Annotated in this window: 22 protein-coding genes, 1 tRNA gene and 1 pseudogene; 15 read left to right on the forward strand and 9 right to left on the reverse strand. The window is 71.2% G+C overall.

Annotation, left to right across the window (positions count from 1 at the left end):
* Positions 1 to 6 precede the first annotated feature (6 nt).
* Together JHW38_RS05785 and JHW38_RS05790 are read left to right on the forward strand one after the other, a co-directional pair.
* The gene (locus JHW38_RS05785; protein WP_207525041.1) at positions 7 to 2,745 is read left to right on the forward strand and encodes a non-ribosomal peptide synthetase; all 2,739 of its coding nucleotides are present in this window, start codon (positions 7 to 9) and stop codon (positions 2,743 to 2,745) included.
* A gap of 10 nt (positions 2,746 to 2,755) precedes the next feature.
* Complete coding sequence (locus JHW38_RS05790) at positions 2,756 to 7,273, forward strand: non-ribosomal peptide synthetase (protein ID WP_207525042.1); 4,518 nt, start codon at positions 2,756 to 2,758, stop codon at positions 7,271 to 7,273.
* A gap of 10 nt (positions 7,274 to 7,283) precedes the next feature.
* Here JHW38_RS05790 and JHW38_RS05795 read toward each other — a convergent pair whose 3' ends face one another.
* On the reverse strand, positions 7,284 to 8,213 hold the full coding sequence (locus tag JHW38_RS05795) for a LysR substrate-binding domain-containing protein (RefSeq protein WP_207525043.1): 930 nt from the start codon (positions 8,211 to 8,213) through the stop codon (positions 7,284 to 7,286).
* Between the two features lie 65 nt (positions 8,214 to 8,278).
* On the opposite strand from JHW38_RS05795, the gene JHW38_RS05800 reads away from it, so the two are divergent.
* Complete coding sequence (locus JHW38_RS05800) at positions 8,279 to 8,899, forward strand: LysE family transporter (protein ID WP_207525044.1); 621 nt, start codon at positions 8,279 to 8,281, stop codon at positions 8,897 to 8,899.
* Positions 8,900 to 8,912: 13 nt separating this feature from the next.
* Here JHW38_RS05800 and JHW38_RS05805 read toward each other — a convergent pair whose 3' ends face one another.
* On the reverse strand, positions 8,913 to 9,515 hold the full coding sequence (locus JHW38_RS05805) for an FMN-dependent NADH-azoreductase (protein WP_207525045.1): 603 nt from the start codon (positions 9,513 to 9,515) through the stop codon (positions 8,913 to 8,915).
* A 134-nt stretch (positions 9,516 to 9,649) separates the two neighbouring features.
* Here JHW38_RS05805 and JHW38_RS05810 point away from each other — a divergent pair, with 134 nt between their 5' ends.
* The 11 genes from JHW38_RS05810 to JHW38_RS05860 all read left to right on the forward strand — a co-directional run bounded on the left by JHW38_RS05810 (position 9,650) and on the right by JHW38_RS05860 (position 17,970).
* Positions 9,650 to 10,024 (forward strand): winged helix-turn-helix transcriptional regulator, encoded by a 375-nt coding sequence (locus tag JHW38_RS05810; protein ID WP_207525046.1) that lies wholly within the window; start codon positions 9,650 to 9,652, stop codon positions 10,022 to 10,024.
* Positions 10,025 to 10,293: 269 nt separating this feature from the next.
* On the forward strand, positions 10,294 to 11,010 hold the full coding sequence (locus JHW38_RS05815; protein ID WP_207525047.1) for an HvfX family Cu-binding RiPP maturation protein: 717 nt from the start codon (positions 10,294 to 10,296) through the stop codon (positions 11,008 to 11,010).
* A gap of 106 nt (positions 11,011 to 11,116) precedes the next feature.
* Positions 11,117 to 11,539 (forward strand): HvfA family oxazolone/thioamide-modified RiPP metallophore, encoded by a 423-nt coding sequence (locus tag JHW38_RS05820; protein ID WP_207525048.1) that lies wholly within the window; start codon positions 11,117 to 11,119, stop codon positions 11,537 to 11,539.
* A gap of 96 nt (positions 11,540 to 11,635) precedes the next feature.
* Positions 11,636 to 12,505 (forward strand): HvfB family MNIO-type RiPP peptide maturase, encoded by an 870-nt coding sequence (locus JHW38_RS05825; protein WP_207525049.1) that lies wholly within the window; start codon positions 11,636 to 11,638, stop codon positions 12,503 to 12,505.
* Positions 12,498 to 13,283 (forward strand): HvfC family RiPP maturation protein, encoded by a 786-nt coding sequence (locus JHW38_RS05830; protein ID WP_207525050.1) that lies wholly within the window; start codon positions 12,498 to 12,500, stop codon positions 13,281 to 13,283. The genes JHW38_RS05825 and JHW38_RS05830 overlap by 8 nt, the downstream gene beginning before the upstream one ends.
* Complete coding sequence (locus tag JHW38_RS05835) at positions 13,280 to 13,927, forward strand: ferric reductase-like transmembrane domain-containing protein (protein WP_207525051.1); 648 nt, start codon at positions 13,280 to 13,282, stop codon at positions 13,925 to 13,927. The genes JHW38_RS05830 and JHW38_RS05835 overlap by 4 nt, the downstream gene beginning before the upstream one ends.
* 30 nt (positions 13,928 to 13,957) lie before the next feature.
* Complete coding sequence (locus JHW38_RS05840) at positions 13,958 to 14,383, forward strand: organic hydroperoxide resistance protein (protein WP_207525052.1); 426 nt, start codon at positions 13,958 to 13,960, stop codon at positions 14,381 to 14,383.
* A gap of 28 nt (positions 14,384 to 14,411) precedes the next feature.
* The gene (locus JHW38_RS05845) at positions 14,412 to 15,194 is read left to right on the forward strand and encodes an alpha/beta fold hydrolase (protein WP_207525053.1); all 783 of its coding nucleotides are present in this window, start codon (positions 14,412 to 14,414) and stop codon (positions 15,192 to 15,194) included.
* 33 nt (positions 15,195 to 15,227) lie between these two features.
* Positions 15,228 to 15,785 (forward strand): thioredoxin family protein, encoded by a 558-nt coding sequence (locus JHW38_RS05850; RefSeq protein WP_207525054.1) that lies wholly within the window; start codon positions 15,228 to 15,230, stop codon positions 15,783 to 15,785.
* 107 nt (positions 15,786 to 15,892) lie between these two features.
* The gene (locus tag JHW38_RS05855; RefSeq protein ID WP_207525055.1) at positions 15,893 to 16,633 is read left to right on the forward strand and encodes a response regulator; all 741 of its coding nucleotides are present in this window, start codon (positions 15,893 to 15,895) and stop codon (positions 16,631 to 16,633) included.
* On the forward strand, positions 16,630 to 17,970 hold the full coding sequence (locus JHW38_RS05860; protein ID WP_207525056.1) for a sensor histidine kinase: 1,341 nt from the start codon (positions 16,630 to 16,632) through the stop codon (positions 17,968 to 17,970). Before JHW38_RS05855 ends, JHW38_RS05860 begins: the two co-directional genes overlap by 4 nt.
* 16 nt (positions 17,971 to 17,986) lie before the next feature.
* Here JHW38_RS05860 and JHW38_RS05865 read toward each other — a convergent pair whose 3' ends face one another.
* The 7 genes and pseudogenes from JHW38_RS05865 to JHW38_RS05895 all read right to left on the reverse strand — a co-directional run.
* Entirely contained in the window at positions 17,987 to 19,018 is a 1,032-nt protein-coding gene (locus JHW38_RS05865) for a saccharopine dehydrogenase family protein (RefSeq protein ID WP_207525057.1), read from the reverse strand.
* Positions 19,019 to 19,217: 199 nt separating this feature from the next.
* The gene (locus JHW38_RS05870) at positions 19,218 to 19,877 is read right to left on the reverse strand and encodes a DUF6304 family protein (RefSeq protein WP_207525058.1); all 660 of its coding nucleotides are present in this window, start codon (positions 19,875 to 19,877) and stop codon (positions 19,218 to 19,220) included.
* A gap of 86 nt (positions 19,878 to 19,963) precedes the next feature.
* Entirely contained in the window at positions 19,964 to 20,386 is a 423-nt protein-coding gene (locus tag JHW38_RS05875) for an SgcJ/EcaC family oxidoreductase (RefSeq protein WP_343225446.1), read from the reverse strand.
* An 81-nt stretch (positions 20,387 to 20,467) separates the two neighbouring features.
* Positions 20,468 to 21,034 carry a GNAT family N-acetyltransferase gene (locus tag JHW38_RS05880; RefSeq protein WP_207525060.1) on the reverse strand — a complete coding sequence of 189 codons (567 nt, stop codon included), beginning with the start codon at positions 21,032 to 21,034 and terminating at the stop codon, positions 20,468 to 20,470.
* Between the two features lie 154 nt (positions 21,035 to 21,188).
* On the reverse strand, positions 21,189 to 21,992 hold the full coding sequence (locus tag JHW38_RS05885; protein ID WP_207525061.1) for an AraC family transcriptional regulator: 804 nt from the start codon (positions 21,990 to 21,992) through the stop codon (positions 21,189 to 21,191).
* A 105-nt stretch (positions 21,993 to 22,097) separates the two neighbouring features.
* Positions 22,098 to 22,187: transfer RNA gene (locus JHW38_RS05890), tRNA-Ser, on the reverse strand.
* Positions 22,188 to 22,395: 208 nt separating this feature from the next.
* Positions 22,396 to 23,313, reverse strand: a pseudogene (locus tag JHW38_RS05895) (LysR family transcriptional regulator); the annotation flags it as partial.
* 123 nt (positions 23,314 to 23,436) lie between these two features.
* On the opposite strand from JHW38_RS05895, the gene JHW38_RS05900 reads away from it, so the two are divergent.
* A complete protein-coding gene (locus JHW38_RS05900) occupies positions 23,437 to 24,015 on the forward strand; it encodes an FMN-dependent NADH-azoreductase (protein WP_207525063.1) in 579 nt (192 codons plus the stop codon).
* Positions 24,016 to 24,134: the final 119 nt, after the last annotated feature.

The following is a 24,134-nucleotide window of genomic DNA, read 5'->3' on the forward strand; positions in this document are numbered from 1 at the left end:
GACACCATGGACGAGCTGCGTACGAATCCCAACCCGGCGCCCGCCGGCGCCACCCGCGCCGATCGCGGCGACGTTGCCGCCGGTGCGCCCGCACCGCGATGCGAAACCGACATCGTCGGGTTCGCGCACGGCGAATCCAGCCCGATGCGCGCCGAGACCGACGCGTCCGCGGCCGACGCAGCGCTGGCGTATTGGCGCCGCGCGCTGAGCGGCGCGCCGGCGCGGCTGGACTTGCCGACGCGGCAACCGCGCCCGGCGCAAGCGTGCATCGACGGCGCGATGCTGCCGCTGCGGATCGACGCCGCGCTCGCCGACGCGCTGCGGCGGCGCGCGGACCGCGACGGCAGCGGTCTGTTCGCGCTGGTGCTGGCCGCGTGGGCGTTGGTGCTCTCCCGGCTTTCCGGCCAGGACGATATCGTCGTCGGCGCGTCCGACGCGCAGCGCGAACCGGCCGGCGGCCCGCCGCCCGACGAGGTCTGCGCCGACGCCCTGGCGCTGCGCATCGACCTGTCCGGCGATCCCGAAGCCGGCGAACTGATCGCCCGCGTCCGCCGCTGCGCGCTCGAAGCCCGGGATCGCGCGTTGCCGCTCGAGCGCGTGGCCGAAGCGCTGATCCCGCCGCACCGCGCCGACCGCGCGCCGCTGTTCCAGGCCCTGTTCGCCTGGCAGGACGGGCACGCCGCAGCTGCGACGCCGTCGGGCACCGACGCGTCGGCGCACAGCGCCGGACTCGATCTCGAACTTCGGCTCGGCGAACGCGACGGCGGCCTGACCGGCGGCTTGCGCTACGCCACCGCGTTGTTCGATGCCGCGATGATCGAACGCCACCGCGGCTACCTGCTCGCCGCGCTGCGCGCCTTCGCCGACGACGTCGCCGGGCCGGCCGCCGGCATCGACCTGCTCGACGCCGACGAGCGCAGGCTGCAATTGCACGATTGGAACCGCACCGACGCCGACTATCCGCGCGACGCCTGCTTCCACGCCTTGTTCGAACAGCAGGCGCGGCGCACGCCGGACGCGGCCGCGCTCGAACACGCCGGCGCCGCACTGAGCTACGCCGCGCTCGACGCCGCCGGCAATCGTCTGGCCCGGCGCCTGCTCGCCGCCGGCGTGGCGCCCGACCGGCGCGTGGTCTTGTGCGCGCGGCGCGGCTTCGACGCGATCGTCGCGATCCTGGCCGTGCTCAAGGCCGGCGGCGCCTACGTGCCGCTGGATCCCGCCCACGTCAGCGCACGCAGCCTGCGCGTGCTCGCCGACGCCGCGCCGGTGTGCGTGCTGACCGATGCCGAAGGCGGCCGCGCCCTGGCGGCAGTCGGCGATATCGGCGCGTGGCCGCAGCTGACGATCGACGGTGCGGCAGCGGCGAGCGACGGCGACGCGGCGCCGCTGCGAACCGACGTCCGCCCCGAGCATCTGGCCTACATCGTCTACACCAGCGGCTCCACCGGCGAGCCCAAGGGCGCGATGATCGAACACCGCAACCTGGTCCAGTTCGCCCACAGCCAGGCCGAACGCTTCGGCATCGGCGAACGCAGCCGGATCGGTCAGTTCGCGTCGCTAAGCTTCGACGCCAGCCTGATCGAGATCGGCCTGAGCCTGATCCGTGGCGCGACGCTGTGCATCCCCAGCGAGCGCGAACGCGCCGACGCCGACGCGTACCTGGACTGGATCGCGCGCGAACGCATCGGCTTGAGCTATATGCCGCCGGCGTTCCTGCAGGGACGCGATCGCTTCCCCGACTTCGCGGCCGCGCCGACGTTCCTGGTCGGCGGCGAAGCGGTGCCGCCGGGCCTGCTGAGCGCCTTGCGACGCGGCGGCGCGCGCCCGGTGAACGTGTACGGCCCGACCGAAACCACGGTGCTGGCCACCGCCTGGGAACCGCCGCCGCACTGGCCCGGCGACGCGCCCACACCGATCGGCCGGCCGCTGGCCAACACCCGCGCCTATGTGCTCGACGCGCAGCGCCGGCCGTTGCCGCTGGGCGCGCCGGGCGAGCTGTATCTCGGCGGCGCCGGGGTCGCGCGCGGCTACCTCGGCCGCCCCGACCTCGACGCCCAACGCTATTTTCCCGATCCCTTCGACCCGGCGCCGGGCGCGCGCATGTACCGCAGCGGCGATCTGGTGCGCTATCGCGACGACGGCGAACTGATGTTCCTCGGCCGCAACGACGGCCAGGTCAAGCTGCGCGGCTACCGCATCGAACTGGGCGAAATCGAAGCGCGCCTGCGCGAACACGCGGCGGTGCGCGAGGCCGCGGTGCTGCTGCGCGAGGACGAGCCCGGGCGTAAACGACTGGTGGCCTATGTGGTCGCCGCCGCGGCCGGCGAAGGCGAGCTCGCGACCGCGCTGCGCACGCATCTGATCCCGCGCCTGCCCGGCTACATGCTGCCGGCCGCGTACGTGCGCCTGGACGCGCTGCCGCTCAATCCGAACGGGAAGCTCGACCGCCGCGCCCTGCCCGCCCCCGGCGCCGATGCGTTCGCGCGCCGCGCTTACGCGCCGCCGCAAGGCGAGCTGGAAACCCTGCTCGCGCAGTGGTGGCAGGAGTTGCTGCACAGCGACCCGGTCGGCCGCGGCGACGACTTCTTCGAACTCGGCGGCCATTCGCTGCTGGCGATGCGGCTGCTCGCGCGCTTGCGCGAGGAACTCGGCGTGGCGGTGGCGCCGTCGCTGCTGTTCCGCCGCCCGCGCCTGGCCGGTTTCGCCGAGGCGCTGTTGGCCGCGGCCCTGCAGGATCACGACTGAGGAACATGCCATGACCTTGATCAAAGCCATCCTCGGCCGGCTCGATCCGGCGCAGATCGAACACCTGCGCGAACTGCGCCGCGAGCTCGGCCTGGACGCCGCCGGCACCGCCGAACCGGCGTTGGCGCCGCGCGCGCACGACGGCGACGCGCTGCCGATGTCGTCGGCGCAACAGCGGCTGTGGTTCCTGACCCAGCTGGACGGCGCAAGCGCCAGCTACCACGTGCCCTTGGCCGTGCGTCTGCGCGGCGCGCTCGACCGCGCGGCGCTCGCGCGCGCGCTCGATGCGTTGTTCGCCCGCCAGCAGGCGCTGCGCAGCGTATTTCCCGCGCGCGACGGCGAGCCGGTCGCGCAGTTGCTGCCGGCCGCGCACGGCCTGCCGCTGCGCGAGCGCGACCTGCGCGCAGGCGGCGATCCCGAGGTCGCCCGCGCGGCGCTTGCCGCTGCGGAACTGCACGCCCCGTTCGATCTCGCCGCCGGCCCGCTGGTGCGCGCCACGCTGTTCCGTCTGGGCGACGAGGATTACGAACTGCTGCTGATCCAACACCACATCGTCTGCGACGGCTGGTCGATGGACGTGCTCGCGCGCGAACTCAGCGCGCTCTACAACGCGTTCGCCGCCGGCCGCGCCGATCCGCTGCCGCCGTTGGCCCTGCACTACTGCGATTACGCCGCCTGGCAGCGCGGCGGCGCCGACAGCCCGCGGCTGCGCGCGCAAAGCGACTACTGGCAACAGCGTCTCGCCGGCGCGCCGCAGCGCCTGGAACTGCCCACCGACCGGCCGCGTCCGGCGCAGCAGTCCTTCGCCGCCGCGAGCGTGCCGCTGCGCCTGGACGCGCACGACACCGCCGCGCTCAAGCGGCGCGCCCGCAGCCGCGGCGCCAGCGCGTTCATGGCCGTGCTGGCGGCGTGGTCGGCGCTGCTCGCGCGCCTGTCCGGCCAGGACGAAGTCGTCGTCGGCACGCCCGCCGCCAATCGCAGCCAGGCCTTGCTGCAGCCGCTGATCGGTTTCTTCGTCAATACCCTGGCCCTGCGCGTGGACGTGGCCGGCTGGGCCAGTCTGGGCGAATTGCTCGAACGCGCGCGCGACGCCGCGCTGGAAGCGCAGGACCGCCAGGATCTGCCGTTCGAGCGCGTGGTCGAGCGCTTGCAGCCGCAGCGCCGGCTCGACGCCACGCCGCTGTTCCAGGTCATGCTGGCCTGGCAGAGCAACGCGCCGCCGGTGTTCGCCTTCGACGGCGTGCGCGCCGATCCGCCGCGGCTGACCGGCGACACGCTCAGGGTCGACCTGGAACTGCATCTGCACGAGGACGACGACGGCATCGTCGGCGAACTGCAGTACAGCACCGCGCTGTTCGACGCCGCCACCATGCGCCGCCACGTCGGTTATCTGCTGACCCTGCTGCGGGCGATGAGCGCCGACGACAGCCGCGCGCCGGCGTCGGTGGAACTGCCGGATGCGGCCGAGCTCGCGTTGCAGTTGCACGAATTCAACCGCAGCGCCGCGGCGCCGGCGACGCACGAGGGCGTGCACCGCGCGTTCGAGCGGCAGGCCCGCGCCACGCCCGCGGCGATCGCGCTGGTCCACGGCGAGCAACGGCTCGACTACGCCGCGCTCGACCGCCTCGCCGAACGCCTGGCGGCGCGCCTGTGCGCGGCCGGCCTGGGCCGCGGCGGCATCGTCGCGTTGTGTTTGCAGCGCGGCATCGCGCCGGTGGTGGCGATGCTGGCTACGCTCAAGGCCGGCGGCGCGTATTTGCCGCTGGATCCTGATTATCCACGCGAACGTCTCGGACGGATCCTCGCCGATGCCGGCGCGACGCTGCTGCTCGCCGACGAAGCCGGGCGCGACGCCTTGGCCGACTGCGGCGCGGCGCTGCCGCCGATGCTCGATCCGCACGACCGGGACTTCGCGGATGGCGCCATTGCCGACGACCGCTTCGGCGACGATCCCGAAGCGCCGGCCTACCTCATCTACACCTCCGGCTCCACCGGCGTACCCAAAGGCGTGCTGATGCCGCACCGCCCCTTGCTCAACCTGCTGCGCTGGCAGGCGCGCACGCTGCCGCCGGCGCAAACCACGCTGCAATACGCCGCGCTCGGCTTCGACGTGGCGTTCCAGGAAATCTTCGGCTGCCTCGGCCAGGGCGGAACGCTGGTGCTGGTCGACGCGCCGCTGCGCTTCGATTTCCCCGCCCTGCTCGCGCAGCTGTGCGCGCAGCGGGTGCAGCGTCTGCATCTGCCGTACATCGCGCTGCAAGGGCTGGCCGAAGCCGTCGTCCAGTGCGATGCGGCGCAGGCGCAGGAACTCGACCGGCACTTGCGCGATGTCGCGGTGGCCGGCGAAGCGCTGCGGATCACTCCGCAGATCCGCCGCATGTTCGAACGGCTCGGCAGCGCGCGCCTGCACAATCATTACGGGCCCAGCGAAACCCACGTCGCTACCGCCCACACCTTGCCGCGCGAGCCCGCGCATTGGCCCGAGCTGCCGCCGATCGGCCAGCCGATCGACCGCGCGCGCGTCTACCTGCTCGATCCGCAGCGACGCCCGGTGCCGCTCGGCGCGGCCGGCGAGCTCTACATCGGCGGCGACGCGGTCGCGCAAGGCTATCGCGGCCAGCCGCAGCTTACGGCCGAACGCTTCCTCGCCGATCCCTTCGCCGCGACCGGCGACGACGCCGCGCCGCGCATGTACCGCAGCGGCGATCTGGCCCGCTACCGCAACGACGGCAGCCTGCTGTTTCTCGGCCGCAACGACCGCCAGATCAAGATCCGCGGCTTCCGGGTCGAACCCGGCGAAATCGAAGCGCAGCTGGCCGGCCAGCCCGGCGTCGCCGAGACCGCGGTCGTCGCGCGCGAAGACCGGCCTGGCGAAACCCGTCTGGTCGCCTACGTGGTGCCGACCGATCCTTCGCTTCCGCATGCGCAACTCGCCGCCGAACTGCGCGCCGCGGTCGCCGCGGCGCTGCCCGACTACATGCGGCCGGCGGCCTTCGTCGCCTTGCCGCGGCTGCCGCTGACGCCGAACGGCAAGCTCGACCGCGATGCGCTGCCGGCGCCGGACGGCAGCGATCTGGCCCGGCGCAGCGCGCAGCCGCCGCGGCCCGGCGCAGAAACCGAACTGGCGCAGATCTGGCGCGCCCTGCTCGGCGTCGAAGCGATCGGCCGCGACGATCACTTCTTCGAGCTCGGCGGGCACTCGCTGCTGGCCGCAAGGCTGGCCGCGCAACTGAGCCAGCGCGCGAACGCGCCGGTGCCGGTGCGTCAGGTGTTCCTGCGCCCGCTGCTGCGCGAGATGGCCGCGCTGCTGACATCGGCCGCGCCTGCGTCCGCGCATTCGCCGCTCGACCTCGCCGCCGAAGCGAGGCTGCCCGACGACCTGCGCGGCCACGGCCCGGCGCGCGCGCAGAGCGCACCGCAACGGGTGCTGCTGACCGGCGCCAACGGTTTCCTCGGCGCTTATCTCTTGCGCGAATTGCTGCGGCGCACGCCGGCGCGCGTGCACTGCCTGCTGCGTTGCGCCGATGCCGCGCAGGGCCGCCTGCGCCTGCGCAACGCGTTGAGCGCATTCGGCCTGGACGCGGACTGCGACCTCGATCGGATCGACATCGAACCCGGCGACCTCGCCGCGCCCGCGCTGGGTTTGACGCCCGAGCGCTTCGACGCGCTCGGCGAACGCCTCGACGCGATCTACCACAACGGGGCCTGGGTCCACTCGCTGCATCCTTACCGCACGCTCAAGCCGGCCAATGTGCTCGGCACGCTGGAGGTGATGCGGCTGGCCGCGCGCGGCGCGCCGACCCGCGTGCACTACGTGTCCACCGTCGCCGCGCTGTCGCCGCGCGATCCGCTCGCGGACGCCGATCTCGACGAAGAAACGCTGCTCGCGCGCTGGCAAGGCCTGCGCACCGGTTACGCGCAAAGCAAATGGACCGCCGAACGGCTGCTGCGCGCCGGCGCCGCGCGCGGCCTGCCGTTCGCGGTGTACCGCCCCACCCACATCAGCGGCGACAGCGCCACCGCGCTCGGCAACGACCGCGACAGCTGGAGCCTGTTCGTCGACGCCTGCCTGCGCCACCGCTGCGTGCCGACGCTGGAGGCCGCGCTGAACTGGCTGCCGGTGGACTGGATGAGCGCGTTCCTGGTCGAGCTGTCGCTGCGCGAGGGCCTGGACGGACGCAGCCTCAACCTGATCCATCCGCATTCGTTCCCGTTCGCGCGCCTCGCCGACGCCATCGCCGCCAGCGACGGCGCGCGGGTGCGGCGGGTCGATTATCGCGACTGGCTCGCGCTCGTCGCCGCCGACCCGGCCAGCGCCGAGGTCGCCGCGGTGCTGTCGGCCGATGCGGCCGACGCGACCGGCGCGACCGGCGTAACCGCCGCGACCGCCGCGTTCGAAGATCCGCGCATCGGCAACGCCGTCGCCGAACTGATCGGGCAGGCGCGCTGCCCGCCGCTCGACGACGCGCTGCTGCGCGCCTACGTGGACGGCCGCAACCACGCGCTGGCTGCGCGCCGCGGGGGCTGAGCGGCTTCGCTCAGGCCTGCGCGCGCAACCACGCCGCCAGCCGCGCCGCCGGCGAACCGGCGCGCGCCGGCGCCGGCGCCAGCAGGTAGTACGCGCTGCCGTCGGCGACGAAGCCCAGCGGCGCGGCCAGCACGCCGGATTCGACGTCGTCGCGCACCAGCTGCCACGGCCCGATCGCCGCGCCGACGCCGGCCGCGGCGGCCTGCAGGCTGAAGTAGAAATGCTCGAACGTCTGCGCCGTCGCCGCCGCGGGACGCTTGCGCCGCGCCGCGCGCGCCCAGTCGTCCCAGGCGCCGGCGCGGGTGGCGCTGTGCAGCAGGCAGGCGCCGGGCGCGAAGCGCGCGCTGCGGCCGCTGCCTTCGACGTGGGCGTCGCGATAGGCCGGGCTGCACACCGGGCCGACCCGTTCGTCGAACAAGTGCAGCGCGTGCACGCCGCGGCCCCAGGCGAAATCGTTGCGGCGGATCGCCAGGTCGACCTCGCCGAAGCCGACCGCGCCGCCGCCGGCCACCCATTGCAGGGCGATCTGCGGATGCGCGGCCTGGAACGCCGGCAGGCGCGGGATCAGCCAGCGCATCAGCAGGGTCGGTTCGCACGACACCACCAGCGCCGGTTTGCGCGGCGGCTCGCGCAGTTCGCGCACGGTCGCGGCGAGCAGTTCGAACGCGCCGGCCGCGGCGTCGCGCAGGCGCTCGCCGGCTTGGGTCAGGTGGACGCGCTGGTTGCGGCGTTCGAACAACTGCACGCCGAGCGCGTCCTCGATCGAACGCACGGCGCGGCTGACCGCGCCGTGGGTCAGGTGCAGTTCCTGCGCGGCGCGGGTGAAGCCGCCCAGGCGCGCGGCCGCCTCGAAGCAGCGCAGCGCGCCCAGCGGCGGCAGCGCGGTCCGCGCGCGCCATGCGGGCAGTGAGTTTTGCTCACCATCGTCGTGAGAATCCATCGTTTGCGGCTCGGCTGGCCCGCATCTAATTTAGCCGCAAACCGACCCGACCGTGCGGACCGCCCATGCAGGAATTGTTAGCCGTAGTCACCATCACCGCGCTGGCGGTGATCAGCCCCGGCCCGGACTTCGCGATGGTCTCGCGCAACGGCCTGCTGCGTTCGCGTCGCGCCGGCGTGCTGACCGCGCTCGGCATCGCCCTGGGCGTGTGGGTGCACGTGGGCTATACCCTGCTCGGGGTCGGGCTGGTGATCCGCGAATCGATCCAGTTGTACGCCGCGCTCAAGCTGCTCGGCGCTTTGTATCTGCTGTGGCTCGGCGTGAAGATGCTGCGCTCGCGCGACGCCGACGACACCGCGGCCGCGGCGCCGCCGGCCGCGGCCGGCGATTTCGCCGCCTTGCGCACCGGTTTCCTGACCAATGCGCTGAATCCCAAGTGCACGGTGTTCGTGGTCAGCCTGTTCCTGCAGGTGGTGGGGCCGGACACGCCGTTGAGCGTGAAGCTCGGCTACGGCGCGTTCGTCTCCGGCGCCCACCTGCTGTGGTTCGCGCTGGTCGCCCTGCTGTTCTCGCAGGGCGCGGTGCGGGCGCGGCTGCTGCGCTGGCGGCGCGGCATCGACCGCGCGTTCGGCGTCTTGCTGATCGGCTTCGGCGCGCTGCTGGCGGGCTCGGCGCTGCGGCGCTGAGCGCGCTTCGCGCTTACGCCGCGCGCAACTGCCCGACCTGCTCCAGCGCGCCGGCCACGGCGCGTTCGGCGTGTTCGGCGCCCAGGCGCACGCCTTCGGCGCGCACGAACTCGAGCCGGGTCACGCCGAGGAAACCGAAGAACGCGCGCAGATAGTTCTCATGGTGCTCCAGCGCCGCCATCGGCGACTCCGGCGCGTACACGCCGCCGCGGCTGGAGGCGACGATCACGCGCTTGGCCCCGAGCAACCCCTGCGGCGCGCCGCCGTCGTAGCTGAAGGTCTTGCCGGGCACGGCCAGCGCATCGAGCCAGGCCTTGAGCGGCGCGGGCACGCTGAAGTTGTACATCGGCGCGCCGATGACGATGGCGTCGGCCGCCAGCACCTGCGCCAGCGCCGCGTTGAGCGCGCGCACCTCGTCGTTGCCGGCCGGCGCGGACGCGTCCAGCGCATGCGCGTTGGCCGTGCTCAACTGCGGCAGCGGCTCGCGGTTGAGGTCGCGGTAGATCACGTTCGCGCCGGGCGTCAGCGCGCTGAGTCTGGACACGATCGCCGCCGACAGCTTGCGGCTGACCGACTGGTCCTCGAGGATGCTCGAATCGATGTGCAGGATGTTCATGGTCGGGTCGCCAGTGAATGCCTAAAGGAAGGGGGGGCGCGAAAAACCCCTGCAAACGCAGGCGTTTCGCGCTTGCCGGGCAATCTATTGGCGTATAGTGATCCTCACAAGAAGGATGATTTTCCGGACTGGGTATGCCCGACCATACTGACCCCTGCAGCCAGCACGCCGACCGCGTCGACGAGGCGCACGCCGAAATCCGCGCCGCGTTCGCGGTGTTCGCCGGCAAATGGAAGCTGGAAATCCTGTGGCTGCTGAGCCAGCGCATGCATCGCTTCAACGAGCTCAAGCGCGCGATCCCCGGCGTCACCCAGCACATGCTGACCCAGCAGTTGCGCGAGCTGGAGAGCGACGGCGTGGTCCGCAGAACGGTCTATCCCGAAATCCCGCCGCGGGTGGAATACGAAATCACCGAAGACGCGCGCCGGCTGCGGCCGGTGTTCGAGGCGATCTTCGCCTGGTCGCGCCAGCGCGGCGCGGCGCCCGGCGCCGAGGATGCGGCGGCCTGAAGGCCGCGCCGGACGGGCCTTCGGGCCCGTTTTTGTTTTCAGGGCCGGAAAAGACTGATTTGGAGCCCGACAAGAGCGCCCGACCTTCTCGGCGGGAGGGCCTGACGGCCTTCCCGCAACGGCCCGTGCCCGGGATTTGTATCCCAATGTATCCGCCGCCTCCCAGGCCACATTAGGCGACAAAAGCGCCGCTGCGCCGACACGTTGCCGATACCCCGCCGCTCCGAAATAGCGCCACACCCACCGGGCGCCACCTTCAGGAGCGAATCATGCGGACTGCCACTGCCACCCTCACCCACGCCACCTCGCCGCTGTCGAGCGCACTGTTCCCGCGCATCGACGCGGTCGGCGCCTGGATCGCGCCGGTCGCGCTGCGCGCGCTGTTGGCCTGGGAGTTCGTCGAATCCGGCCTGGAGAAGTTCAACGGCGAAAACTGGTTCGCCGAACTCGGCGACAAGTTCCCTTGGCCGTTCTCGCTGTTCGGCGCCGATGCGTCGTGGTTCGCCGCGACCTGGCTGGAACTGATCGGCGGTCTGGCGCTGCTGATCGGCTTGGGCACGCGCTGGTTCGCGTTCGCGCTGTGGGTGCTGACCGTGGTCGCGATCTACACCGTGCACTGGCCCGAGCACTGGTCGAGCCTGGCCGAGCTGTGGCAGGGCTATGCGATCAGCGACCAGGGCCACGGCAACTACAAGCTGCCGCTGATCTATCTGGCGATGCTGCTGCCGCTGATCCTCGGCGGCGGCGGGCGCTTCAGCCTGGATCATCTGATCGCGCGCTCCTTCCAAGGTTTTTCGCTGCGCAACGCAGCCGACGCCGACGCCTGCACCTGGGCCTTGGTCGCGCTCGGCTTCGGCCTGCCGAGCGCCCTGCTGCTGCCGTGGTTCGGCGGCGCGCTGATCGCGCTGGCCGCGGCGCTGGCGCTGGCCGCGCAGTGGCGACGCGTCCGCCTGCCGCGCAACGCCGTCGTCGCCGCGCACGCCTGAGCATCCGTTTCCCGCAGCGCGCCTGCGCTCGCATCTCCCTTTCGTTTCCGCGCCGCCACCGCGGCGCTCATCCCCGCGGCCCGTCCGCACCTTCAGGAGTACCACCATGTCGCGCAACCACAACGCTGCCGCCCGTCCCGTCCGCACTCTCGGCCTGCTCGGCGTCGCCCTCGGCGGCGGCCTGCTGCTCGCCGGCCAGGCGTTCGCTTCGCAACCGCTGGCCCAGGGCTATCTGGTCTCCGCCGGCCACGCCGCCAAGGCCGCCGAAGGCAAATGCGGCGAGGGCAAGTGCGGCGAAGAAAGCTTCGCCCAGACCGACCGCAACCACGACGGCAAGGTCTCGCGCGAGGAGTTCGTCGCCCGCGCTCCGGATCGCGCCGCCGAGTTCGACGGCATCGACAAGAACCGCGACGGCTCGATCTCGCTGCCCGAAGCGCTGGAGTCGGTGAAGGCCGCGCGCAAGGCCGCCGGCAAGCCGGTCGGCGAAGGCAAGTGCGGCGAGGGCAAGTGCGGCGCCGGCAAGCGCTGAGCTCGATCGGCTTCGTTCGTCCGCATCGTTGAACCACGACGCCCCTTCCTCTCCCTCCCCCGGGAAGGGGCGTCCTTTCCGCCACGAGGCTCCGTCATGACCGCACTCCCCGCCCCCATCCGCGCCGGTCTCGGCCTGCGCCGCGCGCTGCTCGCGCAACTCGCCGCGATGGACGACGGCGCCGTCGACGTCCTCGAATGCGCGCCCGACAACTGGATCGGCGTCGGCGGCCGCGCCGGCGCGGCGCTGGCGCAGCTGGCCGCGCGCTTCCCGCTGACTTGCCACGGCCTGTCGCTGTCGCTCGGCGGCAGCGCCCCGCTCGACCGCGAGCTGCTGCGCCGCACCCGCGAATTCCTCGACCGCCACCGGGTCGCGCTGTACAGCGAACACCTGAGCTATTGCAGCGACGACGGCCATCTCTACGACCTGTTGCCGATCCCGTTCACCGACGAAGCCGTGCGCCACGTCGCCGCGCGCATCCGCCAGACCCAGGACGCCTTGGGCCGGCGCATCGCGGTGGAGAACGTGTCCTACTATGCCGCACCGCATCAGGCGCTGGCCGAGATCGATTTCATCCTGGCCGTGCTCGCCGAAGCCGATTGCGACCTGCTGCTGGACGTCAACAACCTCTACGTCAACGCCCACAACCACGGCTACGACGCGCAGGCCTTCCTGGCGCGGCTGCCGGCCGCGCGCATCGCCTCGCTGCACATCGCCGGGCATTACGACGACGACAGCGGCCTGAAGGTCGACACCCACGGCGCGCCGGTGCGCGGCGACGTGTGGCAGTTGCTGGCCCAGGCGTATGCGCGCTTCGGCGTGCGCCCGACCCTGCTGGAACGCGACTTCGGTTTTCCGCCGCTGGGCGAATTGCTGGCGGAAGTCGAACGCATCCGTTCGTTGCAGGCCGCGGCCGACGGCGTTGCCGCGGGCCTCGTCGCGAACCGGGAGCCGGCCCATGTCTGAGCGCCTGCGCCGCCAGCAGTTCGCCCTGACCCGGCACCTGCGCGACCCGGAGCGTTATCCGCCGCCGCCGGGCATCGAGGAGCGCCGCCTGCGGATCTATCGCGAGCTGTTGATCGGTTCGGTCGAAGGCCTGCTCGCCGGCGGTTTCCCGGTGCTGCGCGAAACGCTCGGCGAGGCGCAATGGCGCGCGCTGGTGCGGCGCTTCTACGCCGCGCACCGCTGCGCCACGCCGTTGTTCCCGCAGGTCGGCGGCGAGTTCGTCGCGTTCCTGCAAAGCCGTCGCGGCGCAGTGCGCGGCGCGCCGTGGCTGGCCGAGCTGGCGCACTACGAGTGGGCCGAAGCGGCGCTGCTGGCCTGCGACGACGCCGCGCCGGCGCACCGCGGCGACGGCGACCTGCTCGAAGGCGCACCGTTGCTGGCGCCGTGGGCGTGGCCGCTGGCGTATCGCTGGCCGGTGCAGCAAATCGGCCCGGACTTCCAGCCGCGCCGCGCGCCGGCCGCGCCGACCCTGCTGCTGGTGCACCGCGACCGCGACGGCGATGTGCGCTTCGCGCAACTGGCGCCGCTGTCGTATCGCCTGCTCGATGCGCTGCGCCAGCACCGCCGCAGCGGCGCCGGGCATCTGCGCGCGCTCGCCGCCGAAGCCGGCGCGCCGGCCGATGCGCTGCTCGCCGAAGGCCGCGCCGCGCTCGAACAGTGGCGCGAGCAAGGCGTGGTGCTCGGCGTCGCCGAAGACCTCGTTGCGTCCCAACCGTCCGCCGCCAGGAGCCGCGCATGAACGCTTATCGCCCCTACTTCAGCGGCTGGTCGCTGCTGAGCCTGATCGCCGTCGCGGTGCTGGCCATGACCGGCCTCACCCTCGCTTCGCAGGCCGACCTGGTCGAAGGCGTGCACAGCGCCGTGCGCGCGACCGCGCGCAGTTCGTTCGCGCTGTTCCTGCTCGCCTTCACCGCCTCGGCCTTCGCCGTCCTGCTGCCCGGACCGGCCAGCGCGGCGCTGCTGCGCGAGCGGCGCTACATCGGCCTGGGCTTCGCGTTCTCGCATCTGGTCCATGCCGTCGTCATCTACGCCTACGGCCGGCTCGCTCCGGAGTTCTGGCCCGGCCGCACCGGGCTGGCCAACGTCCCCGGCAGCATCGGCTATCTGTTCCTGCTGGCGATGACCGTCACCTCGTTCAAGCCGGTCGCCCGGCGCATGAGCGCGAACGCGTGGAAGCGCCTGCACACCGCCGGCATGTGGGTGCTCGCCGCGGTGTTCGCGCTGTCCTACTTCAAACGCATTCCGATGAACCCCGCCTATGCCCTGCCGTTCGCGCTGCTGATCGCAGCGACGGCGGTGCGGCTGGTCGGCAAGTTCGCGCTGCGCAACAAACGCCGCCAGCGCGCGACCTCCGGCGCAGCCGCCGCGCTGCGCGCGTCCTGACCCTTCCCACCCTCACCAGGAGTCGTACTCATGACCCACACTCTCGAAGAAGTCCTCTACACCGCCCGCACCCGCACCACCGGGGGCCGCGAAGGCAACGGCCGCAGCGACGACGGCGCACTCGACGTGCGCCTGGCCACGCCCGGTTCCGGCCGGCCCGGCAGCAATCCCGAACAGCTGTTTGCGGTCGGCTATTCGGCCTGTTTCATCGGCGCGATGCAGCTGGCGGCCGCGCAGCACAAGCTCCGGCTGCCGGCCGACACCGCGATCGAAGCCGAAGTCAGCCTCGGCCGCATCGACGGCGGCGCGCACTACCAGCTCGCGGCCAAGCTGCGCATCGCCCTGCCGGGCCTCGACGACTCGCTCAAGCGCACGCTGGTGGAAACCGCGCACGCCACTTGCCCGTATTCGCGAGCCATCGGCAGCAACATCGATGTCGAATTCGAGCTGATCTGACTTTCTGCTTTTTCAACGAGACCTCCCCATGCTCCGCACCGCCCTGTTCCTCGCGCTCGCCGTCGCAGCGACCGCGCCCGCAAGCGCCGCCGAAATCCGCGACGCCGACGCTCCGACCGTGATCCTCGCCCACGGCGCCTTCGCCGACGGCGCCAGCTGGGACAAGGTCGTCCCGATCCTGCACAGTTGGGGCGTGCGCGCCGTCGCCGTGCACGAGCCCTTGAGCTCGCTGCACGACGACGCCGACGCGGTGCGCCGCGCGATCCGCGCCGCGCCGGGCCCGGTGGTGCTGGTCGGCCACTCCTGGGGCGGCAGCGTCATCACCGAGGCCGGCGCGGATCCGAAAGTGAAGTCGCTGGTCTACGTCGCCGCGTTCGCGCCCGATGTCGGCCAGAACAGCGCCCAGCAAGGCCAGAACTATCCGCAGCCGCCTGGGCTGGCGGGCCTACGCGAACGCGAGGGTTGGCTGTGGCTCGACGAGGCCAACGTGGTTCGCGACTTCGCCCCCGACCTGAAACCGCGTCAGGCGCGAGTGCTGGCGAGCCTCCAGGCGCCGATCAAGGCCAGCGCCTTCGCCGAACCGCTGACCCAGGCCGCGTGGCGGCTGAAGCCGAGCTGGTACGTGATCGCGCGCAACGACCGCATGCTGTCGCCGCAATTGCAGGCCGACACCGCCCGCCGCATCGGCGCGCAGGTGCGTTCGGCCGGCTCCGGCCATGCGGTGCCGCTGGCGCAGCCGCGCGAAGTCGCCTTCGCCATTCTCGAAGCCGCCGGCATTTCCACCCAGGACGAAGCGCAGAGCGGCGGCTGAGCCCGCCCGCCGCATCCCACCGGAGACACCGTCATGCCCAAGACTCCCATCGCGATCAAACCGCTGCTGCTGGCGCTGAGCCTGTGCCTGGGCGCGGTGGCCTGCACGCCGGGCGCGCAGGCCGAGCCGGTCCAGCCGACCGCGCGCCAGCCGGCGCCGCCGGCGCCCGACTTCCAGGGCATCCACCGCTGGATCAACAGCCCGCCGCTGCGCATGAGCCAGTTGCGCGGCAAGGTGGTGCTGGTCGAGTTCTGGACCTACGCCTGCATCAACTGCCTGCACGTGCAGCCGCACGTCAACGACTGGCATCGCCGCTACGCGCCGCAAGGCCTGGCCGTGGTCGGCGTGCACACGCCCGAATACGATTACGAGCACCTCAGCGGCAACGTCCAGGCCGCGGTGAAGCGCTTGGGCATCGAGTATCCGGTCGCGCAGGACAACGATTACGCGACCTGGAACGCCTACAACAACCGCTTCTGGCCGGCGCTGTACCTGATCGACCGCGACGGGCGCATCGTCTACCGGCATTACGGCGAGGGCGATTACGCGCAGACCGAGGCGATGATCCAGGAGTTGCTGGCGCGCGGTTGAGCCCGCGGGCGGCGGCGCGCCGCCGCCCGCGCCCGCTTCGCCCCACCCGCGCGAGTGCATAATCGCAACGCGAACGTATCCGCACCCGCAATGCCCCAGGACCCGCCATGAAGCCCAGCGACCACATCCTGATCGTCGACGACGACCGCGACATCCGCGACATGGTCGCCGACTACCTGCGCAAGAACGGCCTGCGCGCCAGCACCGCCGCCGACGGCCGCGACATGCGCGCGGCGCTGGACGCGCAGGACATCGACCTGATCGTGCTCGACCTGATGCTGCCCGGCGACGACGGCCTGGTGCTGTGCCGCAACCTGCGCGCCGGCCCGCACAAGGCGATTCCGGTGCTGATGCTGACCGCGCGCGACGACGCCACCGACCGCATCGTCGGCCTGGAAATGGGCGCCGACGACTACCTCGCCAAGCCCTTCTCGCCGCGCGAGCTGCTGGCGCGGATCAACGCGGTGATCCGGCGCACGCGCATGCTGCCGCCGAACCTGCGGGTCAGCGAAGCGGTGCGCCTGATCGCGTTCGGCAGCTGGCGCCTGGACACTACCGCGCGCCATCTGCTCGACCGCGACGGCACCGCCATCGCCCTGAGCGGCGCCGAGTTCCGCCTGCTGCGGGTGTTCCTCGACCATCCGCAGCGCGTGCTCAGCCGCGACCAACTGTTGAACCTCACCCAGGGCCGCGACGCCGAGCATTTCGACCGCTCCATCGACCTGCTGGTCAGCCGCCTGCGCCAGCGCCTGCAGGACGACGCGCGCGACCAGTCCTACATCAAGACCGTGCGCAGCGAAGGCTATGTGTTCTCGCAGGCGGTCACCCTGGTCGGCGAAGACGCATGAACGCCGCGGCCGCTCCCGTCGGGAAACGCAAGCGCGGCTGGCTGCCGCGCAGCATGGCCTCGCGCTTGTACCTGATCCTGTTCGCCGGGCTGGCGCTGGCGCACACGCTGTCGTTCGGGCTGCTGTTCTACGAGCGCTACGTCACCGCCACCTCGATGATGCTCGGCAATCTCGAACTGGACGTGCGCACCGCGGTCGCGGTGATCGACCGCCTGCCCGCGGACGAGCGCGCTCAGTGGCTGCCGCAGTTCAAGCGCCGCACCTACCATTACATCCTCGGCCCCGGCGAACCCGGGACGCCGCAGCTCAGCGAGCGCGCGCAGGACATCTCGCGCTTGATCGGCGGCGTGCTCGGCTCGCGCTATGCCATCCGCACCGAAACCGTCGAGCAACGGCCCGAGCGTTTTCAACTCCACCTCACCCTCAGCGACGGCCGGCCGCTGACCATCGAGGTGATGCCCTCGACCATGCCGATCGCGCAATGGCTGCCGTATGTGCTGGCCGCGCAGCTGGCGCTGCTGGTGCTGTGCGCGTGGCTGGCGGTGCGGCTGGCGACGCGGCCGCTGGAGCAACTCGCTCAGGCCGCGCAATCGCTGAGCCCCGGCGGCGCCGGCCAGCGCATGGGCGAAACCGGGCCGACCGAAGTCGCCCAGGCCGCGTCCGCGTTCAACGCCATGCAGGACCGCATCGCCGCTTACCTGCGCGAGCGTCTGCAGATCCTCGCCTCGATCTCGCACGACCTGCAGACCCCGATCACGCGCATGCGCCTGCGCACCGAGGCGATGGACGAATCGCCCGAGCGCGCGCGGCTGCTCGACGATCTGGCCCAGATCCAGCACCTGGTGCGCGAAGGCGTCGACTACGCGCGCAGCGCGCACAGCAGCGCCGAGGCGCCGATCAAGCTCGACCTCGACGCGTTCCTCGACAGCGTGGTCTGCGACTACCAGGACACCGGCAAGGCGGTGACCCTGTCCGGCCGCGCCGCCGCGCCGCTGGTCGCGCGCGCGCATGCGCTGCGGCGGGTCGCGACCAACCTGATCGACAACGCGGTCAAGTACGCCGGCGCCGCCGAAGTCGCGGTGACGCCCGACGGCGGCGGCTTCCGCATCGACGTGCTCGACCGCGGCCCCGGCATTCCGGCCGAAGAACTCGACGCGGTGATGCAGCCGTTCTACCGCCTGGAAAGCTCGCGCAACCGCGACACCGGCGGCACCGGGCTCGGGCTGGCCATCGCCCAACAGCTGGCGCTGTCGCTGGGCGGGCGCCTGAGTCTGTCCGCGCGCGAAGGCGGCGGCCTGCGCGCGTCGCTGTGGTTGCCGGCGCAGGGCCGCGAATAGGCGCGGCCCGCGCGGGTCATTCCTGCGGCAGATACAGACGCAGCGGCTCCGGCGCCAGCGCGGCGAAAAAATCCCCGGCATCGAAGGCGTCGCCGGGCGCGCGCACGCCGCGCGCGCTCGAGCGTCCGTCGAGCAACCGTTCCATCGCTTCGACCAGCAACGGCGCGGTCACCGCGTAGATGTCGCGCCCGCTCGCGCCGAGGCGCCGCGTCTGCGTCCCGCGCCGCACCGCGGCCTCGATCGCGAACCGCTGCGCCGAGCGCCCGCTGGCGTCGGCCGCGACCGGCGCCGGCGTGTGCGGGTCGCGCACATCGCGCAGCGAGCCCTGGTCGAGGTAAGCCCTGGCGCTGCGCGTGCGCAGGTGGCGCGACAGCAGCGCGATCTCGCTCATCGGCACGGTCGCAACCGCCTGTGCGCCGAACGGCACCGGGAACGTCCAATCGCGCGACGGCGACGGGCTCGCCACTTCCGCCAGCGCGCCCTCGTCGATCACCAGCCGCTTGGCGGTATTGCGCGCCCCGGTGATGCGCGTGCCCGCGGTCGGATGCCACCCGTCCAGCGCCACCGCGATCTCGACCGCATCGGCGTCGATCCAGTCGCCCATCGCCGCGGTCGCGAGCAAGTCGCCGAGGCCGCCGTAGAACGCCATCGCCGGAACCACCGCGATGCCCGTCGCGCGCGCGTCCGCGTCGTAGCGCGCGAATGCCGTCAACACCGGTTGCTGCTCGGCGGCGGTGTCGAGGTAGTGGATACGCGCGCGCAGGGCCGCTTCGATCAAGGGCGCGGTGGTATCGCTGAACGGGCCGGCGCAGTTCAGCACTGCCGCGCAACCAGCCAGGGCATCGTCGAGCGAGGCGGGATCGTCCGCCTGCGCGACCTGGATGTCGCTGCCCGGCCACTGCGCCGCCAGCGCCGCTAACCGCTCGCCATCGCGCCCGCACAGGCGCGGCCGCCAGCCGCGTTCGCACAGGCGCGCGACGACGAAGCGGCCGGTGTGGCCGTAGGCGCCGAAGACGGCGATGGAGTGGGATTGGGCGTTTGCGGTCATGGGCGGGTTCCGGGCGATTGCGATGATGCGTATTGCACCCGCTTCGCCCCGGCCGCGCTGTCGGAATCTTTAGCGTCCGCGCTGCGGCGCCGACACGCCGAGGCCCGCGCGCCCTACCGGACTCAGTCTTAGTCTTCGCTGAACTTTCCCGACTCTATATGCTGCCGCACGAACCGGCGCCATGGTGCGGAAGGCCCGACTAACCCCGATACCCGGTACCCGGCCGCCGCCTCGCATGTTCGGAACAAAGATGCGTTTCCTGCACGAATTCCGTTGCCGTATCCCAGATCCGGAACAGATCGCCTTTGGAGCGCACGTCGCGATAGGCTGCCTTGTTGCCGCGGAAACAAGCCAGGTCGCCGAATAATCCGTGGCCATAGGGGCTGTAGTCGGAGAACGCGCAGGTGATGCATGCCTTGAGAGACAGCCCGTCCGGCAGTTTGGATTGAAGCTCGATGAGTTCGTCCTCGAACCATCCCGAGTCGCCGGCGCTGTGGAAGTCGCCGAACGCCGTGCTCAGCGCCAATGAGACGGATTGGGAGACGAGGCCGCCGCGCTCCGGATCGGGATCTCCGAGGGCGATCGTTGCGCGCAGTTGCGCCGGCGTCGTCGTGCCGTCGGCGAGAGCGATCGGCAGCGGGATCGTGCATTCGATCGTGCAGGAGCACAGATCGCCCTGGCACATCGTGAAAGACGACAGCCCGTCTGCGGGCTGGTCCGGCGCAGGCGACAAAAGATCGAAATCGGTACCTGCGAATACGATTCCGCGGACCGTCATCTCAAGCCTATGGCCGTCGTTGCGGATCGTCGTATTTACCGTATCGAACCGATCCCGGTAAATCGTTGCCCAAGTGACCATGGCCTTGCCTCGTGTCGGCTTGCGAAACTGTGGCGCTACTGCAGCGGCAGCCCCGCCCGGCACGCCGCGACCAGCATCGGCAACATTCAATCCCGCAGAATCGCCGCACCTGTGCGCGGATTCGTCAACGTCACGTTTTCGAGCGCCTTGATGAGCCAACCCGCGCCAGCGCGGCTCAACACGGCGAGCACCAACGTATCGACCGAATGCGCGCCTGCCGGATGCGCGTCGCCTACAGTGAGGCGGCTCCAGAAGTGAACGACAGCGGCTTCCTCGCCGATGGCGACGACATCGATCAATTCGTTGGCGAGCGTAGAGTCGCGGTAAATCGTCTCGTGAATCGGCGCATGCAGCGCGACGATTTCGGCGACGCCCTTCACGTAGTGCCCGAACCGATTCACGAACGTGGCATCCGGGTGAAAGAGCGATCCCAAGGCCGCCATGTCATGCGCGTTCCAGGCAGCCTGGAACCCCTGCGCTGCGTCTTCCGGTCGTGGCATCCCAGACATGAAATCGCCTCACTTCAGAAGGAGACCACAGATTAAGCTCAACTACGCGTTTGTCGACAGGTTCCAAGCGCCAGGGAAAGGTCATCCGCTCCGCTGGGACGACGCGGCTCCGCTCGTCGAATCGGGCTGGCCGCCGCTCCGGTCCCCGGCCAATTCCAGCACCACCGAAGTTTCGATCTGCCGCTCTGGAATCCGCCAATAGCGGCGCAGCAACGCATCCGCGCGCGCCGGCGGCGCCAACTCGAAACCGTTGCGGCGATAGAACGCGATCGCCCACGACGCATCGGCCCAGGTGCCGACCAGCACCGGACGCTGCGCATGTTCGCGCAGATGCCGCAGCAATGTCGCGCCCACGCCCGAGCGCTGCCGGCCCGGCCGCACGTAGGCGTGACGGATCAGATCGACCTCGCGCACGGCCTGGATCCCCATCACTCCGAGCAGCGCGCCGTCGGCCTGGAATCCCGAGAACGCCACGCCCGCGGCGATCTCGGCGCGCAGGTCCTGCGCCGACATGTACGGCTCGCGCCAGCGATCGGCCGGAATTACTCCGCGGTAAGCCTCGGCGGCGGCGTTGACGATCTCCAGGATGGTGTCGGCTTCGTCGTCGCGGCACGGCCGGATCGCGCCGGTCGAGGCGGCGGCGCTCATCGAGCCGCTCCGGCGGCGCGCTGCGAAAGGCTCTGGATCGAAGCGGAAAACGAAGGTTCGCGAACAGGCTGCATATGAAGCTCCTGAAAGTCGGAGCCCCACTGTCGCCGCGGCGGCGCCGCGGGTCTTGGATAAAAGTGCGCGCGGCGCCCGTTCAACCCAGGCTTTGCGCGTACCGATGCGGAGTGACGCCGAACTGGCGCACGAAGCAACGATTGAGATGGCTCTGATCGTAGAACCCCGCCTGCGCCGCCGCCTCGGCGGCGCCCTGCCCGGCGCGGATCAGGCGCCGCGCCAAGGCGATGCGGCGCTGCACGATGTAGGCATGCGGGGTCAGGCCGAGTTCGCGGGCGAAACCGCGGATCAACTGATAGCGGCTGACGCCGGCCTCGCCGGCGAGATCGAGCAAGGACAACGGCGCGCCCGGCTCGGCGTCGATGCGTTCGCGCGCGCGCCGCACCGACGCGACCGTCTTGGCGTCCGCGCGGCGCGGTTCGGCGGCATTGACGCTGGCTCCCGCGATCAAACGCAGCAACGCGGTCTCGCACGCCATCGGCGCGTCCGCCGCGAGCAGATCGGCGAATGCGGCTTCGAGCAATCCGCGCAAGCGCGGATCGGCGAACACCGCGGCGGCGAAGGTCAACGGCCGCGCCGCGCCGTCGCCGATATCCCGGCACGCGCGCGCAACCAGTTCCGGATCCAGATACAGCATCCGCCACGCGCGCGGACGCCCGCCGATCGCGCGGCCGTCGTGCACTTCGCCGGGATTGACGAAGATCAACTGCCCCGGCCCGGCCTCGACCTGACGCCGGTCGCTGGCCGACACGTGCCCGCCCGCATCGACCACGCCGATGCCGTACTGATCGTGCACATGCCGCGGATACGCGCGCGCGGTGGCCGCGCTCATCGCATCGACGCCGGGCATGGCGGTGGGCAGATAGCGGATCGATTCGGGCATGACGTTCGTATCCTACCCGCCACAACGACGGACCGAACGCTGTCGCCGAAGCAGCGCGGGCCACGGCAAGGATGCCGTCCCAGGGGAACGGCCGCGATGCGGAAGTGGCGGAGAGAGTGGGATTCGAACCCACGGAAGGTTTGACCCTTCGGCGGTTTTCAAGACCGCTGCCTTAAACCACTCGGCCATCTCTCCGTAAACGGATCGCGCAGCGGGTCGCCGACCCGTGCGCGGACGCTTGCAGCGTCCGCGCCGCCCGAAGCGGCACCGCACCCGGCCTTGCGCCGGGCGCGGCATTGTCTCACGCCTGGGCCGGGACGCCAGCGGGCTTGTCGGCCTTCTTCGGCGCCTTGGCGTCGCGGCCGGCGATGCCGTCGGGGCACGGCTGGCCCTTGATGTCGCTGCATTGCAGGCGCGCGGATTCGACCAGCGACGGCGCCTTCTCGGCCAGGAAGTCGATGAACACCCGCACCGCCGGCAGCAGGCCGCGGCGCGAGGCGAACACGGCGTGGAAGATGCCCTGCGGCAGGCGCCAGTTCGGCAGCACCACTTCCAGTTCGCCGCGGCGCACGGCTTCGGCGCAGACGGTTTCCGGCAGCAGGGTGATGCCGACGCCCTGCTCGGCCAGCGCCATCAGCATCGGGAAGTCGAAGCCCATGACCCGCGGCTTGAGCTCGACCTTGCGCACTTCGCCGTCGGGGCCGTGCAGTTCCCAGCGCTGGCGCGCGTCGTCTTCGCTGATGCTCAGGGTGACGTGGTCGGCCAGTTCGTCGGGATTGGTCGGCCGGCCCATGCGGTTGAGGTACTTGGGGCTGGCGACCAGCAGTTCCTGGATCTGGCCGAAGCTGCGCATCACCAGGCTGCCGTCGTCGTCGAGCTTGGAGCGCACGCGCAAGGCCACGTCGACGCCTTCGTTGATGATGTCGACGCGGCGGTTGCTGACGTTGAGCTGGACCCGAACCTGCGGGTACTTGGCCAGGAATTCCGGCAGCAGCTTGGGAATCTGCTGTTGGGCCAGGCCGACCGGCACGCTGACGCGGATCACGCCGCGCGGTTCGGCGCTGAGCCGGTCGACCACTTCGCGCGCGGCCTGGGCCTCGGCCAGCATCGATTGGGCGTGGCGATAGACGCTGTTGCCGACCTCGGTGACCGCGAAGCGGCGGGTCGAGCGTTGCAGCAGGCGCACGCCCAGGTCGGTTTCGAGTTGGCTGATGCGCCGGCTCAGGCGCGACTTGGGAATGCCGAGCGCGCGCTCGGCGGCGGCGAAACCGGCGTGGTCCACGACCATCGCGAAGTAGTACAGGTCATTCAGATCGTGCATGACGATAGTTCCAAAATTAGAACAGCGAGTGATATTGAACCAGCTTTATCCCATTGTCGCAACGATCCAGACTTTGCTCCAACGCGGCAACGCCCGCACAGAACGACCTTGCGAGGTCCCGACATGAAGCTTCTGCACATCGATTCAAGCGCCCTCGGCGCAAATTCCGTGACCCGCGAACTCACTGCCGCGGTGGCGGCGCGCTGGCAGGACGATCTGCCGGGCCTGCAGGTCGAGCACCTCGACCTGGACGCCGACCCGATCCCCCATCTTACCGGCCGTTCCCTGGCAAAGGACGATCCGGCCGAATCCGGGCGATCCGAGCGCATCCTGCAACAATTCCTGGAATCCGACGTGATCGTGATCGGCGCGCCGATGTACAACTTCGGCATTCCCTCGACCCTGAAGGCCTGGATCGACCGCATCGCGGTGGCCGGCAAGACCTTCCGCTACACCGCCGAGGGCCCGGAAGGCCTGGCCAAGGGCAAGAAGGCGATCGTGGCCAGCGGCCGCGGCGGCCTGCACAGCGGCCAGCCCAGCGACTTCCAGGAGACGTATCTGCGCCACGTGCTGGGCTTCATCGGCGTGACCGATGTCGAGTTCGTGCGCGCCGAGGGCGTGTCGTACTCGCCGCAGCACCGCGCCGATGCGCTGGCCGCGGCGCACGCCTCGATTCCGCGGCCGCAGCGTCTGGCGGCCTGAGGCGCCGGCCCGGCTTCGACGCCGGGCCCGCATCGAATTCCGGCGGCCCCTCTCCCACGCCGGCATTGGCGGGGTCCCGACGGGCCCGGCTTTTTTATTGGGTCATCGACGGCGGCCGG

The sequence above is a fragment of the Lysobacter enzymogenes genome (genome assembly GCF_017355525.1).
Classification (GTDB): Bacteria; Pseudomonadota; Gammaproteobacteria; order Xanthomonadales; family Xanthomonadaceae; genus Lysobacter; species Lysobacter enzymogenes_C.